Raw genomic sequence first — 17,763 nt, forward strand, 5'->3', positions numbered from 1 at the left:
TCTGGCATTGAGCCTGGGGCAATCTTCGGATTGCCCTTTACATACACACTTTCAGAAAACAAATATTTTCACGTTTTTGAAAGCGGCATCTTGCATATACTATTTGAGGATTGTATAATGAGAGTAACAGTTTAATTTCAAAACTCAAAAAATTATCAACTTTTGAAAGCGGGTGGATATATGAAAACGATTGTGCGAAAAAAATACCTCGATAGAATCATCGAGTTAAATGGTACGCCGGACATCAAGATCATCACAGGTATTCGCCGTTCCGGTAAGTCCAAGCTGATGCAGGCATACATGGAACACCTGAAAACAAATTGCGAGAATATCAATATCATCTTCATTGACTTCATGGATTTGGAATTTGAAGAAATCAAGGAATATCACGCTCTCCACTCCTATGTGGAGCAGCATTATGCAGAAGGCAAAACCAATTACCTCTTTATTGACGAAGTTCAGATGTGTCCGAAGTTTGAGTTGGCTATTAACAGCCTTTATTCCAAAGGCAAATATGACATTTACATGACCGGTTCCAATGCCTTCCTGCTGAGTGCTGACCTGGCAACCCTTTTTACCGGACGATATATTGAAATCCATGTGTTCCCATTCAGTTTTCAGGAATACTGCAAATACTACGATAATGTCACCGACAAGGATAAGCTCTTTGATGAATACTCTTTCAAAGGTGGTTTGGCTGGCTCTTATGCCTATCCAAACGACAGAGATCGAATCACCTATATCAAGGAAGTATATGAAACCATTGTTACAAGAGATCTGGTGCAGAAATACGCTTTATCTGATACAACCGTTTTGCAAAGACTGAGCGAGTTCCTGATGGACAATATCAGCAATTTGACTTCTCCGAACAAGGTCAGTCAGCTTTTGAATGCGAATGATATAGCGACAAGTCACGTAACGGTGGGCAAATATATCAAATATCTGTGCAACGCTTTTGTTTTCTATGATATTAAGCGATATGATATTCGTGGCAAGAAGTATCTGGAAAGCTCCGAGAAATTCTATCTGTGTGATACGGGGATTCGTTATGCAATCCTGGGCAGCAGAAATATGGATTACGGCAGAGTTTATGAAAATATGGTCTGCATCGAACTTCTGCGCCGTGGTTACGATGTTTATGTTGGAAAGCTGTATCAGAAAGAAATTGATTTTGTAGCCCAGAAAGGCAGTGAGAAAATCTATATTCAGGTCAGCGACAATATCTCCGGGCAGGAAACCTTTGAAAGAGAATATTCTCCATTGTTGCAAATTCGAGATGCGTATCCGAAAATGATTATCGCACGAACCAGACATCCAAAGTACAGCTATGAAGGGATTGAGATTCACGATATTGCAGAGTGGCTGTTACAGGAATAAATAATTCCGTTATCTCCGTCATTTGAAAAAAGAATGACGGAGATATTTCATCAATGAGGGAGATAACCCCCTGTTACATAGCAGTCTTACATTTCGGTGTATGGCTGCTTTTTTATTTTCCAGAAAGGAGCAGATGCAAATGAAATTAGTATTGGCTGAAAAGCCATCAGTGGCACAAAGTATTGCAAAGGTATTGGGTGCGACAAAGCGTGAGGATGGATACCTGGAGGGAAACGGTTATGTAGTCAGTTGGTGTGTGGGGCATCTGGTAGAGCTGTCACAGCCTGAAGCCTATGACGAGAAATATAATAAATGGGCGTATGCAGACCTTCCTATTTTTCCGGATCAGTGGAAATATCAGGTGTCTGCTAGTACCAAAAAGCAGTTTGGAATTCTCAAAAAACTGATGGCAAGAAAAGATGTAGAGAGCCTTGTGTGTGCGACAGATGCCGGTCGAGAGGGAGAACTGATTTTCCGTCTGGTTTATCAGCAGGCTGGATGTCGAAAGCCCTTTGAAAGACTCTGGATTTCCTCTATGGAGGATTCCGCTATCAGAGAGGGATTTGAGCAGCTGAAACCGTCAACAGAATATGATGCTTTGTACGAAGCGGCATTATGCCGGGAGCGAGCCGACTGGTTGGTTGGAATTAACGCTACCCGGCTTTTTTCTACCCTTTATGGACAGACGTTGAATGTGGGTCGGGTTATGACGCCCACTCTGGCAATGGTCGTGATGCGTGAAGCTGCAATCTCAGCTTTTAGACCTGAGCCTTTTTATACAGTAGAACTGGCTTTTCAGGACTTCACTGCATCTGGCGAGCGGATGAAGCAAAAAGTTCTTGCGGATGATGTTGCCCGGAAGTGTGTTGGTTCGGTTCTGAATGTCACAAAGGCAGAAAACAAGGAAAAATCTGAAAAGCCGCCTGCCCTGTATGATTTAACTTCTTTGCAGAGGGATGCAAACCGGGTGTTGGGATTCACAGCACAGCAGACACTGGACTATACCCAGAGTCTATACGAGAAAAAACTGGTCACTTATCCCCGTACTGACAGCCGTTATCTGACAAGTGACATGAAGGATATGCTTCCGGAATTGATAAAGTCGCTTTTCAACATTTTCCCTGTGGAGGATGTGAAAAACGTTCCGGTTCATGCGGCGCAGGTTATCAATGACAAGAAAGTTTCTGACCACCACGCCATTATCCCCACCAAAGAAGCCATAAAATGCAGCCTGGATGATCTGCCAAAGGGTGAACAGGCAATTCTCAGGTTGATTGCCACCCGCCTGTTTTGTGCGGTCGGTGAGCCTTTCCGGTACAACGAAAGCGTGATTGAACTTTCGGATGGAAATTATATCTTTTCTGCAAAGGGCAAAACAACAGTACAGTCTGGATGGAAAATTTTCTCCGGAAAACCTGCTGATAAGGATAAAGAGGGTGAAAAGCAGCTCCCTTCTCTCACAGTTGGTGAGGGCTTGAGTGTTTATTCCACTGAGGTAAAAGAAGGAAAAACATCACCGCCCAAGCATTTTACAGAAGACACCCTTCTGCAAAGTATGGAAACTGCCGGTGCAGATGAAATGCCGGAAGATGCGGAGCGCAAGGGATTGGGGACACCGGCGACTCGTGCTGCTACGATTGAAAAGCTGGTACGAATCGGTTTTTTGGAACGTAAAGGTGATAAGAAAACCAAGCACCTGATTTCCACCCATAAAGGAACCGCTCTGGTAACCGTGATGCCGGAACAGATTCAATCTCCATCCATGACCGCTGACTGGGAAGAAAAGCTGCTCATGATTGAGCGTGGAGAATATGACAGCAATGCTTTTCTGAAAGAAATTCAGGATATGATTTCTGCACTGGTGCAGACCTATGAAAAGGTAAAAGGGTCTGATGTGCTTATGGCAAAGGAAGTGCAGACAGTGGGTGTTTGCCCTGTCTGTGGCAGTTCCGTCACAGAACGGCAGAAAGGATTTTTCTGTTCCAAAAGAGAATGCCATTTCGCTCTATGGAAAAACAGCCGTTACTTCGAGAGCATCGGAAAAAGCCTGACATCAGCGGTGGCACAAAAGCTCTTGTCCAATGGAGAGGTTAAGCTCAAAGGATGTAAATCTGCTAAGACCGGCAGAATGTACGATGCAACCGTTGTAATGACAGTAACGGAGGAAGGGAAACCGCAGTTTAATATGAATTTTGAGAACGGAGGAAAAAGTAAATGATGAATGAGTTTAATCCGGATGGCAAGGACATTCGGTTCATTGACAGCCATTATAGAGATTTGTTTCGCATCCCGGATGGCGGAACGATTCAGGTACACTACTCCGATGATTCAGTAGTCATTAAGCCCTGCAAGTTTATTGATGAGTACCATACACAGATTGGAAACAATGTGTTCCACATCTGCCAGTTTGCAGAACTCCTGGAGCGTAACGGAAGCTATTGTCAGGCGGAACCGGAAATCATGGGTGATGAAGCTGCATGGCAGGTTGGGCGAGATCAGTATCTTGCAATCCAGACCTGTGAAGATGGTTATGACTATACGCTCTTTGATAAAGAATTTCATGAGATTGATGGCGGTCAGTTGGACAATCCAGAGCTGTCTATGCTGGAAGCACGAGCTGAAATTCTGGCTGGATTTGGACTTCAGATGAGAGAACTGCGAGTACAAGTATATGAAGAAGTCATGGAAAAAGCAGAGGCTGTTGAAGCTGTAAATGCTTCTTTGCTTGACCTGGCAAAACAAATTGACCAGTTCTCTGATGAGTACGATCACTATGAATATGCTGACAGAGTTGATGATAAAAAGAGCAACATTGTTGAGATTTATCATGATCTCACAAATGGAAACGCTGCTCCGTACCGAGATTTTTTAGAACAGGTTATTGAAGATTCGGATGAAATTTCTGTGGTACAGGCAGCAACACAGTTAAAGAATGAGTTGGATAAGGCGGTTTCTCGACCTAAAGAATCCGTAATTGATCAGTTAAAACAGATTTCGGGACAGACAGTACCATCTAAAATGTCGCACAGTTTTAAGGAACCCGAAAGATAAGGAGGATAATCTATGTCACAGGAAAAGATTGAACGTTGGAATGAAGTCGATGGCAATCTCGATAATGGTGAAAAGCTGCAAGCATTTTTGGACAGTACCACGGATGCGTATGCGATTTTGCAGCTGCGCCGTACAGATGAAACCGTTTATGAACGCTTTGAATCCTATGAAGCCCTGAAACGTCAAGGAAAAGAGCCGAACATTGACCATTATGATGTGGTTTATGTGGCTCCGCTCTCCTCTTATACTGACCAGACTGCCATGCTGGAAGGGCTGTACACAAAGTTTAATGTGGAGCGTCCAGAGGATTTCCGGGGGCACAGCCTGTCCGTCAGCGACATCGTGGCACTGAAAACCGATGCTGTGGTATCTTTTCACTATGTGGATTCTATCGGCTTTCAGGAGCTTCAGGGCTTTATGAAGCCGGAGAACTACCTGAAAAATGCAGAGATGGCGATGGAGGACGATTATGGGATGCTGGATGGCGTTATCAATAATGGCAAAGCACCTGCAACGGAAGAACGTTCTTCTGTATTGGCACAGCTGAAAGAACAGCCTGTTCTGGATAGTCCCCATAAACCGCCCAAAGCCCGAACAGAGAGGGAGATGGAATGATGGATTTAACCATTGATGAAAAAATGCTGATACTTCTGTACAGCCCAGGAACCAGAATGGGGCTGTATGGAGCATTACAGCAGATGAAAGAGCAGCTTGAGGAGGATGAAACAGAATTGTTGGATTTGACCAACTCTGTTTTGCAGAAGTTATCAGATATGGATGATGAAGTCTTTGAAAAGCTGAGTCTTTCTCTGGATTTATAAAGATTGGAGGGAAATAATGAATCCGAAAGAGAGGTATTATTCCGGTGTGGCAAGAGAAACGATCCATAGAATTACTGCCAACCGAGAAAACTGGACTTCTTTTCTGGCAACGATGGCTCGAAATTATGATTTCACCTATCCAGAACAGGTGATGATTTATGCGCAGCGTCCCAATGCTACACTGTGCAAACCTTATGAGGAATGGAACACAGACCAGTATCGGCGCTATGTGAAAAGGGGTTCCACTGGTATTGCCCTTTTTGTGATGAACCAGGATAAACCGTATCTGCGTTATGTCTTTGATGTGGCGGACACAGGTGTGCGTCGTTCTTCTCCGTCAATTACGCCGTGGAGAGTGACCGATGAAAACCGCCGTTTTATAATGGATGAGATGGAACGTGTCTTTCAGGTTCCGTCAGAGGGAATTCTGGAATATCAGCTGGAAAATATCGCAATCAACCTTGCCAGAGAGTATTGGGACGATTTCAAAAAGCCGATCCTCGACATCGTTGCAGATAGCTTCCTTGAGGAGTATGATGAATATAACATCGAGGTAGCATTTAAGACCGCAGTGGCAAATAGTGTCTCCTATGCGATGTACAGCCGTATTACCGAGAATCCGGATAACTATTTTGAGCATGAAGATTTTCAAAATGTATTCGACTTTAATACCCGTCAGACGGTAAATGCTCTGGGTACGGCGGTCAATGCAGTCAGCTCTCGAATGTTTGGAGAAATCGAAAAAGCCATAGAAGCCTTTGAACAGACAAAAACCGTGGAAAGGAGCCATGATTATGAACGAAATGACTTACACACAGGTCGGGGATTACCGGATTCCGGACATCGAACTGAAGAACACCGAAACGAAACCGTTGGGCAAGTACGGCAGAATGCGGAGGGCGTTTCTGCAAGAGAACAATCCGATGTTGCTGAACGATCTGATTCTCAGCGAGCAGCTGTTCCCGCATCTCCAGGAGATCGACGAGACAGCGCACCGCAGAGTGGAGCAGCTGATGACAGAACTGCTGGAGAAGAATCCGGCACCGGACAAAGCAACACAGCAGATGGCATGGGTGAAGCACATGAACAGCCTGAAAGCACAGGCAGAGGAAATCGTGACAGCGGAGCTTATCAACAGCTGAGTTTGAACCTTTTCCTTTCAGAATCAGAACAAATCAGCTTTATTGACGAAGCAGAGAGCAAAACGCTCTCTGCTTTTTCTTGTGCGCCTAGCGGCGCACGTTTCTAACGGGTTAAAGTCCCGAATCCGCCCGGTAGTGGGAAGGATATAGCCGAAAGCAAGGGTGTCCATCGTGAGATGGAATCTGAAGGAAGCTGGATGTGAGGAATATACCAACTCACGGGCAAATCTCTGGTCTGACGAACAGAAATCTCATATGAGGTCATGCATGTGGGTAAGGCAGCAAGCCATGTTGAAGCCCGATAACTACACGGAATCATGCATGATAAATGAGGCAGATGGATGGAGAGGAAGAAACGTGTGGTACCTAGGGAGGTCTGTGCGGTATGCCTTGAAAGAGGTAACCATTGCATAAAGCAATGCTGAACGCACAGAAGTCAGCAGAGGTCATAGTAGCCGAGAGGTGAAGGACCGAATCAGTAGGAGTCTTGAGTATGACCGAGAAAGGAGGAATGACCGTCTATGGCAGAAAACATTGAAAACAATGGCTGTTCGCAAAGAGATAATGCGGAACATGAAGGGTATGTGAAAGCGTCTAGGTCATTCAATCGGATATGGAAAGAAAGAGACAGTGCACAGCCGAGACTTTTGGAAACGATACTGTATAAAGACAACTTTAACAGAGCGTATAAGAGAGTTAAGGCAAACAAGGGAGCGCCGGGAATTGATGGCATGACCATTGAAGAGGCTCTTCCATATCTAAAGGAACATCAACAAGAGATAACTGACCGCATTTATCGTGGAAAGTATACTCCGTCTCCAGTAAGACGAGTTGAAATTCCCAAACCAGATGGTGGTGTGCGAAAGCTTGGCATACCAACAGTGATAGACCGTACACTTCAACAGGCAATAACCCAACAGTTAGTGCCAATCTATGAACCGCTGTTTGCAGATGGTAGCTATGGCTATCGTCCGAACAGAAGTGCAAAAGATGCAATACTTAAGGTTAAGGAGTATGCAGAACAAGGCTATACATTCGCTGTAGTCCTTGACTTGTCAAAGTACTTCGATACTCTTAATCACGAAATTCTCATCAATCTTCTCCGAAAGAATGTAAAAGATGAACGTGTAGTACAGTTGATAAAGCGCTATCTGAAAAGCGGTGTAATGGAAAACGGAGTGGTCATTGACACAGAGGAAGGCTCACCACAAGGTGGAAATCTATCACCATTGCTGGCAAACATCTACCTCAATGAGTTCGACCAGGAATACCTGAAAAGAGGTGTTCCATGCATAAGATATGCAGATGACATCGTGCTTCTTGCAAAGAGCAAGCGAGCATCAGAGAGACTCTTGGAAAGCAGTACAAAATATCTTGAGGAGAGGCTGAAACTTACAGTCAACCGAGAAAAGAGCCGTACAGTCAGCGTGTTTGCAATCCGAAATTTTAAATTCCTTGGCTTTGCATTGGGAAGGAACGGAAAAGGCATATATGTCCGAGTTCATCCGAAGTCATGGAAGAAGTTTAAGTCCAGACTGAAGGAGTTATCTTCCCGTAAGCGATGTCAGTCAATCAAGCCAAGCCTTGAGAAAATCAAAGTATATGCAAGAGGATGGCTTAACTACTACGGAATTGCAAGCATGAAGAACAACATAGATGACATCAACGGATGGCTCTATCACAGAATACGCATGTGCATATGGAAACAATGGAAGAAACCAAGGACGAAGGTACGTAACCTTATCAAGATGGGAGTACCCAAAGACTTGGCAATGCAAGCGGGTAATACCCGACGGGGACATTGGTTCGCAACGCATACAGTTGCAGTAAACATGGCAATGACAAAAGAAAGACTGATAAACAGCGGCTTTTATGATTTAGCCACAGCCTATCAGTCAGTGCACGTCAACTATTGAAAGCGCCGTATACCGAACGGTACGTACGGTGCTGTGAGAGGACAGCGGTTAGCCACCGCCTCCTACTCGATTATCTGAAAATCAGATCGACCAGGTGCTTACTGTTGGCGGAAATGAAGCTAATCTCCGAATGATGGTGGCACTGGAATATATGAAAGGAAAATCCACAGAGGAGATTGCAAAGCGTCTGCCTGCACTCTATCGTGGCAGCAATGGCTTTAAATTGGATAGTCATGAGGTCAGCGCATGGTTTGATGAGCAGTGTATTCATCTTGCCAGAGGAAAGACTGCCCGTTTTGCACCGTCCAGACAGATCGTATCCTGGCAGGAAGCCGCCGAGCGTATCGGTAAGTTACTGGAGAATGGCGAGTATGCCACCAATGTAGAGTTGGTGGAGGCTCCGGGTTATGAGAGAACAAAGGTCGCAGAATCTCTTTGGTATTTGTATCATGATCTTTCTGATAATGCCAGAGAACAAGGCTTCTTCCCTTCTTTACAGGAAGTCCGCAGTGTGGGATTTCCGGCAGAAACAGCAGAGCTGGCTGAAAAGCTGAATGATAGTCAATTCAGAGCCGGACTGAAAGCTGAATATCAGAACTTTTTACAGGCACACAATGAGGATTCTTCTTTGCTGCGATTCCATTATCACAAATTGGAACGCTTGGCACAGCGACTGGATGAGCTTGATCTGCCACTCAGAGAATATCAGAGCAGTATGACCATGCCACCTCTTGTCCGTCAGTTTATTACGGATGATGAAATCAATGAATCCCTGTCCGGGGGCAGTGGTTTCTCTGGTGGAAAAGCCCGTATTTATGAGTATTGGCAGAAAGGACATTCTGCAAAAGAAAAAGCGGACTTTTTGAAAAATGAGTATGGGACAGGCGGTCGTTCTCATGCGCTTTCCGGTGCTTCTGGCAGTGGTGAAGATCACGATGCCAAAGGAATCCGATACACCAAAAGCGGCTGTGATAAGGTGCAGCTGTCCTGGACACAGGTTGCCAATCGCATTGATTCGTTGATTAAGCAGGAGCGTTATATTTCTCCTGAAGTTTTGAAAGATGTTCAACAAGAACGAGCATCGGATATAGAAAACGAGCCGAATCCTGTGGGACGCATTGAATATCTTGGAACAAATGGCAGACCGGGTGAAGTGATTGAATATACTGATCCGGAACAGTTTATCAAGAATATTGAAGATGAAACATTCTATGGTGTTCCATTCACTGTTGTTCTGTATCGGGACGAACAGGGAAACACCATCCCACAAGATTTTCTCAGCGAACTTGACCCACCGCCGAAAGGCTTCCGTGTGGAAGATGCTCCGGTAATCGACTTGGAGGAAGAAGCACCCTCTGTGGATGAAGCAGAAGAAAGCCCGTTTGTTGCACAGGTCATGCGTGATGTAGAAGCTATTGCTGCCGAAGAAGAATCCTATGAGCGATTCAGTGTGATTGAAACAGAAAACGGTTATGCTGTCTGGGATGATATTCGGGATGAAATCTATGTAGATGATGAGGGTGTCAGTGAGGAATTCACCAGTGAGTGGCAGGCAAACGATTATTTGCAGGAAGTCAAAAAAGCGGTTTCTGCCAAAGAATCTGCGGAGTGGCTGTACAATGAACGCTCTAAATTTGAAGCAACACAGGAACCGGTTTATCAGGTGGGTGACACTGTTTTTCTGGAGGGAGAAGCATACAATATCACTGCCATTGGAACTACTGATGTACAGTTGCTGCCTCCAGGAATGGTGTACCCAATTTATCGGGCGGAAAGCAAAGAGAATTTTGAACGCCTTTTAAGACAGGATGAACGCAATGCCCGATTTATTTCAGGTGAAGAACCGGAAAAAACTGTTGCCACAGCTGAGCCGGAACATTTTATCGACCATTACTATGTGGTAGAAGATTTGCAGGTTCGAGGGGCGCTTCAGCTCAAGGAGTACAGCACATTCGAGGACGCAATGAGAGCATACAAGTCCCTTCCATCTGAAAGAATGAAAGCTCTGGGAGTGCAAAACACACGGACTCCATTCCCCGGTAGCCTGGATCTGATTCAGTGTAAAGATGGCGAAGATAAACTTGTCCAGGATTACACAAAAGTTGCTGGTTGGGAAAACCCTGAGATTCTGGACTTGGTTCAAAAAATTGAAACTGCAATTCAAACAAAGGAAAGTCCCGATATTCCAGCAATCAATTTTCACATCACAAATGACCATCTTGGCGAGGGCGGAGCGAAAGCAAAATTCAGAGCCAATATGGATGCAATCCGTGTCCTAAAAGAATTGGAGTTTGATGAGCGAAATGCTACTCCGGAAGAACAGGAAATCCTTTCCCAATATGTCGGTTGGGGTGGGCTTGCAGCTGCTTTTGATGAAAACAAGGCAAGCTGGGCTGAGGAGTTCAGAGAACTTTATACAGCCCTGTCTCCGGAAGAATATGCCGCAGCACGAGCTAGTACCCTGAATGCCCACTATACCAGTCCTACCGTCATTCGTGCCATCTATGATGCGGTCGGACAGATGGGATTTGAAACAGGAAATATTCTGGAACCTGCAATGGGTATCGGTAACTTTTTCGGTATGCTCCCTGACGCCATGCGAAACAGCAATCTCTATGGAGTGGAGTTGGACTCCATCAGTGGGCGTATCGCTCAGAAACTCTATCCTAACGCTGAAATCAAGGTGGCGGGCTTTGAAACTACGGATCGCCGGGATTTTTATGATTTGGCAGTCGGCAACGTTCCGTTCGGCAACTATAAGGTTTCGGATAAGCCCTATGATAAGTTGGGGTTCTCTATTCATAACTATTTTTTCGCAAAAACGCTCGATCAGGTTCGTCCGGGCGGTGTGGTTGCATTTGTGACCAGCCGTTTTACGATGGACTCAAAAAATTCTGATGCCAGAAAATATATGGCACAGAGAGCGGAACTCCTGGGAGCCATTAGACTGCCCAATACGGCATTTAAGGCAAACGCCGGTACAGAGGTTGTATCTGACATCATTTTCCTGCAAAAGCGTGACCACCCCATCGACATCATGCCGGACTGGGTGCAGCTGAATACTACACCGGATGGTTACACCATGAACAGCTACTTTGTAGAGCATCCGGAAATGGTTTTGGGAGAACTTTCTATGGAAAGTACCCAATATGGTAAGGATGATCTCACAGTCCGTCCCCGTGAAGATATGGAACTGGCTGACCTTCTTCGTGAAGCTGTTACCCGTATCGGTGGCACTTATGCTCCTGCGGAGCTAACTGAAGAAGCAAACAGCCAGGAAAAAGAACAGATTACCATTCCTGCCCGCCCAGATGTGAAAAACTTCTCCTACACGGTTGTAGACGATGAGGTATATTTCCGGGAAAACTCTGTCATGCGTCTGGTAGAGCTGAACGACAAAGCCAAAGAACGTGTCAGCGGCATGGTGGAACTTCGCCGCATTGTAAATGAACTGATTGAATATCAGCTGGAGGACTATCCGGATGATATGATTCAGGCAAAACAGGTAGAGCTGAATGCTGCCTATGATGCGTTTACCGCAAAAAACGGGTTAATCAACAACAGAGCCAACAGTCAGGCTTTTGCTGATGATTCCAGCTATTATCTTCTGTGTTCACTGGAAAACTTGGATGAGGATGGTCATCTCAAGAGCAAAGCGGATATGTTCACTAAGCGTACCATTAAACCGGAACGTAAAGTGAACAGCGTGGATACACCGTCTGAAGCACTTGCGATTTCTATTGGTGAGCATGGCAAGGTGGATTTGCCTTATATGGCAGAACTGCTGGGGACTCCCGGCGAATATGATTCCATTAAAACCGAGCTGCAAGGTGTGATTTTTAAAGACCCAATGGCTCCGGATGACCCTGTTTCGGGCTGGCAGACAGCCGATGAGTATCTTTCCGGCGATGTGAGAAGTAAGCTGAGGATTGCACAGATGGCTGCACAGAAAGACAGTTCTTTTGAAATCAATGTGCAGGCACTGGAAAAGGCGCAGCCGAAGGATTTGGATGCTTCTGAAATTGATGTCCGTCTGGGCGCAACATGGATTGATTCTGCCTATATCCAGCAGTTCATGCAGGAAACTTTTGAAACTCCGTATTATCTCCGCCGCACGATTGAGGTCAAATTTTCGGAACTGACAGCAGAATGGAGAATCAACGGAAAGAGTTCTCCGAGCCAGAATGATGTGGCAGCATACACGACCTATGGTACGGAACGTGCCAACGCCTACCGTATTTTAGAGGAAACTCTGAATCTGAAAGATATTCGTATCTACGACACCATTGAGGATGCGGATGGCAAGCAGAAGCGTGTGCTGAACAAAAAGGAAACTACTCTGGCACAGCAGAAACAACAGGCAATCAAGGATGCGTTCCGAGACTGGATTTGGAAAGACTCGCACCGCCGTGAAGCACTTGTGACCAAGTATAATGAACTGTTTAACTCCACCAGACCTCGTGAATACGATGGTAGCCATATCCGATTTGGTGGCATGAATCCCGATATAACCCTTCGGGAACACCAGCGAAATGCCATTGCCCATGTGCTGTATGGTGGGAATACCCTGTTGGCACATGAGGTTGGTGCGGGCAAAACCTTTGAAATGGCGGCTTCCGCTATGGAAAGTAAACGCCTGGGACTGAGCCAGAAGGCATTGTTTGTTGTTCCCAACCATCTGACCTTGCAGTGGGCAAATGAATTTCTTCATCTGTATCCCAGTGCCAAACTTCTGGTGGCAACCAAAAAGGATTTTGAAACGGCAAACCGCAAGAAATTCTGTGCGAGAATTGCCACCGGTGACTATGATGCAGTCATTATCGGTCACAGTCAGTTTGAAAAAATCCCTCTTTCTCCGGAACGTCAGGAGCGCCAGCTGCGTGAACAGATTGATGAGATTGAGGGAGCGATTGCAGAACTCAAATATCAGAACGGCGAGAATTTCACCATCAAACAGATGGAGAAAACGAGAAAATCCCTGCAAACCAGACTGGATAAACTTCTCTCTACTGACAGAAAGGATGATGTTGTTACCTTTGAACAGCTGGGCGTTGATCGGCTGTTTGTAGACGAGAGCCACGCTTTCAAAAACCTCTTTTTGTACACAAAAATGAGGAATGTCGCTGGTCTTTCCACTTCGGAAGCACAGAAATCTTCGGATATGTTTATGAAGTGCCGCTATATGGATGAATTGACCGGCGGGCGAGGCGTTATCTTTGCAACAGGTACTCCCGTATCGAACTCCATGACGGAGCTTTATACTGTTATGCGATACCTTCAGTACGGCACACTTCAAAAGAAAAATCTGACCCATTTTGACTGCTGGGCATCTACCTTTGGTGAAACAACCACCGCTATTGAGTTGGCTCCGGAAGGAACCGGCTATCGTGCCAGAACCAGATTTGCAAAGTTTTTTAATCTTCCGGAACTCATGAATATGTTTAAGGAAGTTGCGGATATTAAAACCTCCGACCAGCTTCACCTCCCAGTGCCGGATGCGAAATTTGAAACGGTTGTTGTGCAGCCTTCTGATTATCAGCAAGACATGGTAGCAGACCTTTCGGAACGTGCAGCGGCGGTTCATTCCGGTATGGTTGACCCATCCGAGGACAATATGCTCAAGATTACCGGCGATGGAAGAAAGTTGGGGTTAGATCAGCGTTTAATCAATCCTCTGTTGCCAGATGACCCGGAAAGCAAGCTCAATGCCTGTGTGCAAAATGTGCTGCGGATTTGGGAAGAAGGAAAAGCTGACAGGCTGACCCAGCTTCTGTTCTGTGACCTCTCCACCCCGAAAAACGATGGCACGTTTAATGTTTATGATGACATCAAGGCGAAGCTGATAGCAGCCGGTGTGCCAGAGAAAGAAATTGCATTTATTCACGATGCAGATTCTGAAGCAAAGAAAAAAGAATTGTTTGCAAAGGTGCGTACTGGTCAGGTTCGTGTGCTGATGGGCAGTACACAGAAAATGGGAGCCGGAACAAACTGCCAGGATCGCTTGGTGGCGCTTCATCACTTGGATGTGGGCTGGCGTCCATCTGATATGACCCAGCGAAATGGTCGAATTATCCGTCAGGGCAATCAAAACAAGGAGGTTCAGATCTATCAGTATGTAACCGAGGGAACTTTTGATGCGTATCTTTATCAGACACTGGAAAACAAGCAAAAATTCATTTCTCAGATTATGACCTCGAAATCGCCTGTCCGTTCCTGTGATGATGTAGACGAGCAAGCTCTGTCCTATGCCGAAATTAAGGCTCTGTGTGCCGGGAATCCGTTGATTAAAGAAAAAATGGACTTGGACATTGATGTGGCAAGGCTTAAGGTTCTAAAAGCTGACCATCAGAGCCAGCAGTATCGCATGGAAGATAAACTCCTGAAATACTTCCCTGCGGAGATTGAAAGGCAGACAGGCTATATTCGTGGATTTGAAGCAGACATCCAAACGGTTACAACTCATCCGCAGATTGTGGAAGGATTCTGCGGTATGGAAATTTTGGGCAAGCACTATATGGAAAAAGAGGATGCCGGTGAAATGATTCTTGCCGCCTGCAAGGAGATGAAAGCGACCGAGCCAATCCCTCTTGGCAGTTATCGTGGTTTTCAGATGGAACTTTCCTTTGATAGTTTCCGGCATGACTTTGATATTACCCTGAAAGGCGCTGTAAGCCATCGTGTATCGCTTGGAACTGATGCCAGGGGAAATATCATCCGACTGGATAATGCCCTCTCCAGCATCCCTGAGAAGCTGGAGAAAGCCCATGAACAGCTCACCAATCTTCAAAATCAGCAGGAAGCGACCAGAGCGGAACTAGGAAAACCCTTCCCACAGGAAGCGGAGCTTGCTGAAAAAAGTGCTCGTCTGGCAGAACTGGATGCGGCTCTTAATATGGAGGACTCCATGCCGGAGCGTGAGGAAGCAGAACAGGCAGATAAACCTTCTGTGCTGGCAGATCTGAAAGCCAAGTCAGAGCATATTCCTCCATATCGAGCATCTGGTGGGCGTGAGGAGGTGCTGTAATGGGCAGACGGGACCAGGATGTTCACTTCCTGGCATCGAAAGAGGAAGTACAGCGAATCCATGAAAAAATGGATGAGCTAGGTATCCGGAGCATGGGGGCATATCTTAGGAAGATGGCTCTGGATGGATACTGCATCAACCTGGATTTACAGGATGTGAAAGAGCTGGTTTCCCTTCTGAGAAGATGCAGCAACAACCTGAATCAGTATGCTAAAAGAGCCAATGAAACCGGCAATATTTATGAGTCGGACATCAGGGATTTGCAGGAACGATTGGAGGAAATCTGGACAGACATGAAGGAGGTGCTGGTGTGCCTGTCCAGTATTCAGTAATCATAAAAATGGGCTGTGGCAAGAAAATTGCCGCAGCCGTACATATTGACATCATTGTGTTTTATTTTTCAAAACAGTATAATGAAGATAAGAAAGGGGTGTGTTTCTATGAGGTTTCTGAAATTTGTAGGGAAAATGGTCTTAAAGCTGGTTGCGTTGCCTGTGCTGTTCGTATTAGGTCTGATTTGCCTTCTGGCAAAACTTGTCGTGAATGTTTCTTCCTTTGCCATAGGAGCACTGATCTTATATATTCTTGGTTGCTGCATTTACTGCGTTTTTCAATCTCTGTGGTTGCAGCTTGGTCTATTGGTTGGAATTGGGCTGGCGGTTTATGCGGTGTTGTTCCTGTTTGTCCTGTTCCAAGAAATCGGAGAACATATCAAAGAAAACCTACGTGATTTTATCTTTTCATAAAATTACCAATAAGGCTGCCTGCGGGCAGTCTTATTTTTTGAGAGGATGGTGAGAAAATGGCAGCAACAAGACTGATTGCCCTTCATATTAACAAGGGAAAAACGGTAGCACAGTGTCTGGCAGATCGTACAGATTATTCCCAAAATGCTGCGAAAACAGAAGATGGAAAATATATCAGCTCTTATGAATGTGACCCCAAAACAGCCGATGAAGAATTTCTCCTGACCAAAAGACAATATCAGCATATCACAGGCAGACAGCAGAAAAATGACATCATTGCCTATCAGATACGCCAGTCATTTAAGCCGGGAGAGATTACTCCAGAAGAAGCCAACCAAGTCGGATATGAAACAGCAATGCGTTGGACAAAAGGAAAACACGCCTTTATCGTGGCGACACATATTGATCGTTCTCATATCCATAACCATATCATTTATAACTCCACTTCTCTGGACTGTACCCGTAAATTCAAGAACTTTTTTCTTTCCGGGCTTGCGGTTCAGCGATTAAGCGATATGGTTTGTATTGAGCATGGCTTATCAATTATAGAGCCAAAGCCATACCGGGAACGAGTCAAGAGAACGATCTATCCGAAAAAGCGTACCAAGCGTGATGAGCTGTGTGCGGCAATCGACCAGATATTAAAAAAGAAACCAAAAGATTTTTCGGATTTTGTTTTTCAGCTTTCAGAGCTGGGGTATGAATTTAAGGATGGAAAGCAACCGGCTTTCCGGCATAGTGGGGAGAAGCGATTTATTCGTCTGCGCTCTCTTGGAGAGGGATACAGTCAGGAGGATATAATTGCAATTCTGTCCGGTAAGTCTGTTCAGAAAGCATCCAGAGCAAGCAGGCAGGTTCATACTCAAAGAGAGTTTAATCTGCTGATAGATATTCAGGAAAAGATGGCAGAAGGTAAATCAGCGGGCTATGAGCGGTGGGCAAAGAAATATAACCGCAAAGAAGCTGCCCGAACGGTTTGCCTTTTGAAAGAAAAAGGCATCAGCAATTATGAAGAATTGACTGCCTTGACAGAACAGCTCAGTAGCCGCTTTGCAGAGCTATCTGATACTATTAAAGCCAATGAAAAAAGAATGGTTGAGATTGGAGCATTACAGACTCACATCAACAACTATTCAAGAACCAGATCGGTGTATGAAGCCTATCGCAAATCTGGATACAGCATAAAATTCTTTGAAGAACATCGAGAAGAAATCCAAATTCATAAAGCGGCAAAGAAGGCGTTCGATCAGCTTCCTGGTAAAAAGGTTCCTACTAGACAATCTTTGAATGAAGAGTATCATCGCCTTTTATCAGGAAAAAAGGAAGCTTATGCCGAGTACCGACAAGTGAAAAAGGATATGCAGGAATACTTGATTGCAAAACAAACTGTAGAACATATTCTTGGTATTGATCGGAAAAATAGGATTATAACGCAACAGCAAAATTTGGATTAGTATATTTTAAATTGTAGGACAAAAATGGGAAATCGTAAAAACCATAGCGTTTTAACGATTTCCCATTTTTATTCATAATAATGTTATTTAACGATAAAAGCATTTTCTTATTTTATCACCAAAATAGAAGGGACTTCTTGTGCATAAAAAGCAATTTACGAGAATTAACCCCACCGTAATGATATAAATAAGTACTAAGTGCTTTTCATAAAAAGTAGGATTAGCTATAAAT

11 protein-coding genes are annotated in these 17,763 nt (G+C 44.9%); all 11 read left to right on the top strand.

All coding sequences use genetic code 11. The features are described 5' to 3' along the window. Positions 1 to 180: 180 nt before the first annotated feature. Complete coding sequence (locus J3353_RS11765) at positions 181 to 1,377, top strand: ATP-binding protein (protein WP_055230821.1); 1,197 nt, start codon at positions 181 to 183, stop codon at positions 1,375 to 1,377. A 139-nt stretch (positions 1,378 to 1,516) separates the two neighbouring features. Continuing rightward, complete coding sequence (locus J3353_RS11770; protein ID WP_055230822.1) at positions 1,517 to 3,595, top strand: DNA topoisomerase 3; 2,079 nt, start codon at positions 1,517 to 1,519, stop codon at positions 3,593 to 3,595. Further along, complete coding sequence (locus J3353_RS11775) at positions 3,592 to 4,428, top strand: LPD16 domain-containing protein (protein WP_055230823.1); 837 nt, start codon at positions 3,592 to 3,594, stop codon at positions 4,426 to 4,428. Before J3353_RS11770 ends, J3353_RS11775 begins: the two co-directional genes overlap by 4 nt. A 12-nt stretch (positions 4,429 to 4,440) precedes the next feature. Next, positions 4,441 to 5,043: a YodL domain-containing protein gene (locus J3353_RS11780; RefSeq protein ID WP_055230824.1), complete on the top strand. Its 603-nt coding sequence runs from the start codon at positions 4,441 to 4,443 to the stop codon at positions 5,041 to 5,043. Next, positions 5,040 to 5,249, top strand: a complete 210-nt coding sequence (locus J3353_RS11785) for a transposon-transfer assisting family protein (RefSeq protein ID WP_055230825.1) — start codon at positions 5,040 to 5,042, stop codon at positions 5,247 to 5,249. Before J3353_RS11780 ends, J3353_RS11785 begins: the two co-directional genes overlap by 4 nt. An 803-nt stretch (positions 5,250 to 6,052) precedes the next feature. Next, entirely contained in the window at positions 6,053 to 6,391 is a 339-nt protein-coding gene (locus J3353_RS11790) for a TnpV protein (protein ID WP_148342160.1), read from the top strand. Between the two features lie 521 nt (positions 6,392 to 6,912). Further along, a complete protein-coding gene (gene ltrA, locus J3353_RS11795) occupies positions 6,913 to 8,307 on the top strand; it encodes a group II intron reverse transcriptase/maturase (RefSeq protein ID WP_012743282.1) in 1,395 nt (464 codons plus the stop codon). Positions 8,308 to 8,437: 130 nt separating this feature from the next. Next, positions 8,438 to 15,331, top strand: coding sequence for an SNF2-related protein (locus J3353_RS11800; RefSeq protein ID WP_242700941.1), 6,894 nt, complete (start codon positions 8,438 to 8,440; stop codon positions 15,329 to 15,331). Beyond that, positions 15,331 to 15,663 carry a plasmid mobilization relaxosome protein MobC gene (mobC, locus tag J3353_RS11805; RefSeq protein ID WP_055230827.1) on the top strand — a complete coding sequence of 111 codons (333 nt, stop codon included), beginning with the start codon at positions 15,331 to 15,333 and terminating at the stop codon, positions 15,661 to 15,663. Before J3353_RS11800 ends, mobC begins: the two co-directional genes overlap by 1 nt. Next, positions 15,642 to 16,061: a hypothetical protein gene (locus J3353_RS11810; protein WP_195255137.1), complete on the top strand. Its 420-nt coding sequence runs from the start codon at positions 15,642 to 15,644 to the stop codon at positions 16,059 to 16,061. The genes mobC and J3353_RS11810 overlap by 22 nt, the downstream gene beginning before the upstream one ends. Positions 16,062 to 16,133: 72 nt before the next feature. Then, positions 16,134 to 17,531: a relaxase/mobilization nuclease domain-containing protein gene (locus J3353_RS11815; protein WP_055230829.1), complete on the top strand. Its 1,398-nt coding sequence runs from the start codon at positions 16,134 to 16,136 to the stop codon at positions 17,529 to 17,531. The last annotated feature ends 232 nt before the right edge of the window (positions 17,532 to 17,763 follow it).

Source organism: Faecalibacterium sp. Marseille-Q4137 (assembly GCF_017377535.1).
Classification (GTDB): domain Bacteria; phylum Bacillota; class Clostridia; order Oscillospirales; family Ruminococcaceae; genus Faecalibacterium; species Faecalibacterium duncaniae.